Raw genomic sequence first — 2,118 nt, forward strand, 5'->3', positions numbered from 1 at the left:
CGGGCCGCGCCCTGGAGCCGCGGCCCGTCGTCGGAGCCGACCAGGGTGAGCGAGGGCGCGGAGCGGGGGAGCCGGACCGGGTCGCCGGTGCGGATCGCCCGGGCGAGGGCGTCCATGACCTCGGCGGCGGCCGCCAGCACCTCCCGGGCCCGGTCCCGTTCGGGCCCTTCCTCGGGGGCGCCCACCTTGGGGTCGGCGAGTGCGGCGAGGGTGGGCCGGATGCGCTCGGCGATGCCGCGCAGGCCGCGCAGCTCGGGCGGCCGGTGGCGGTCCTGCCAGGGGGTGAGGGCGGCCGCGTGGCGGGCCGTCATGAACGGTTCCGGGTCCACGTGCGCGGTCGGGTCCTGCCGCAACCGCCGGGCGTAGTCGGCGAGTTCGGCGTAGGTGTCGGCGAGGGCCTGCCGCTGGGCGGTCCAGCTGCCGATCGGCCAGACGGTGATGACGGTGGCCTGGACGACCCCGCCGAGGGCGGCGACCAGCCCGTGGCTGAGCGCGGTGACGGTGCTGACGGGGAGCTGGACGACGATCAGCATCACCGAGACGGTGTTGGTGGCGACCACCCCGGCGGTGGGCCCGATCGCCCAGGCCAGCCCGGCGCCGAAGGCCCACACCGCGAGCAGTACCGGGAACAGTCCGGGGACGCCGGCGGCCAGATAGCCGAGGAAGGTGCTGATGCCGAGTCCGGCCCCGGCCGCGACGGCGAGGCTGGCCCGGGGCCGGAAGCTGCGCTGGAAGGTCGCCGAGCCGGCGATGAACGCGCCCATCGCGGCCGAGGTGGCGAGCGCGACCCCGCCGAGCGCGAGGGTCGGGAAGAGCACCAGCGCCACCGCGACCGCCCCGCGCACCGCCCGCTTGGGGTCGGTGAGCGCCCGGTCCAGGGTGAGCCCGGTCCGCGCGGTGTCACGAAGTGCGGCGAACCAGGACATAGCGCCATCCTAGGGCGTGATCTCCGGGGCCGGGCCCGACCTCCGGCGGAGCCGCGCCGCCACCCACAGCAGGGCCCCGGTCGGCAGGAAGACCGCGTCCGCCGCGATCATCGCGAGCGAGAACACCGGCAGCCCGAGCACCACCGCGATCCCCGCGTGCTCCAGCACCATGACGGCCAGCAGGACGTTCTTGACCCGCCGGTTGACCAGCGTGAACGGGAACGCCACCTGGAGGACCACGGTGCCGTACGAGACCAGGAAGACCGGCAGCAGCGCCGAGCCGACCAGCGCGGACAGTCCCGGCCAGGGGGCGAAGTAGTCCAGGTGCAGCGGGTAGTACAGCGCGGTGCCGTCCTGCCAGCGCGAGCCCTGCACCTTGTACCAGCCGGCCGTGGCGTAGATCAGCACCACCTCGACGGCGATCACCAGCATCGCGCAGTTGTGCACCATGGTCGCCAGCGCGTCGAGCACCGCCCGCGGCTCGCCGTCCGGCCGCAGCCGGCCGAGCGTCCACCAGAGCCCGGCCACCGCCCAGAGCCCCCAGAACAGCGGCGACCAGCCGAGGTACGGGAAGGCCCGGTCGGTCCAGGTCAGGGTGTCGCCCGCGAAGCCGCCGAACTGACAGGCCGCCAGGGCGGCCCCGAGCACCGCCCAGAGCACCACCCCGGTCCGCCCCGGCCGGGGCCTTCGGGCGTCCAGCGACCAGACCTCGGCGCAGCGGGTGAAGACCAGGTAGACCGCCATCAGGTGGACGACGTTGTCGCCGCCGTCGCCGAGGAAGACGTCGCGGTTCTGCAGGGACAGCACGGTGACCAGGAACAGCACCGTACTGGCCCTGGTCCGCCAGCCCAGCAGCACGGCCAGGGCGGCCAGCACCGCCAGGTGGTAGACCAGCTCGAACCAGAGCCGCCCGCCGAACCAGGGCAGCACGGTGAGCGCCCCGTTGTCGGCCAGCAGCCGCTGGGCCAGCTCCGTCGACCAGGGGGACCGGTCGCCGTACAGCACCCGCCGGTGGGGCCACTCGCGCAGCAGGTAGGCCAGCCAGACCAGCCCGAAGCCGATCCGCACCACCGCGGCCTGGTGGCGGCCGAGCACCCTCCCGGTGAAGGCCTCCGCCGCCCGTCCGAGCGGCGCCCGCGGCCCGCGCGCCTCCCGCGCCTCCCGCACCGCACCGGGCTCCGCCGCCCGCCCG

Annotated in this window: 2 protein-coding genes; both read right to left on the reverse strand. The window is 75.5% G+C overall.

The window, feature by feature from the left end; translation table 11 throughout:
- Positions 1-926: FUSC family membrane protein (locus AE652_RS40150; protein ID WP_049660669.1), on the reverse strand; the 926-nt coding region annotated here is incomplete at its 3' end.
- Positions 927-935: 9 nt separating this feature from the next.
- Positions 936-2,118: HTTM domain-containing protein (locus tag AE652_RS40155; RefSeq protein WP_159028710.1), on the reverse strand; the 1,183-nt coding region annotated here is incomplete at its 5' end.

Source organism: Kitasatospora sp. MY 5-36 (genome assembly GCF_001182915.1).
In the GTDB taxonomy this organism is placed as follows: domain Bacteria; phylum Actinomycetota; class Actinomycetes; order Streptomycetales; family Streptomycetaceae; genus Kitasatospora.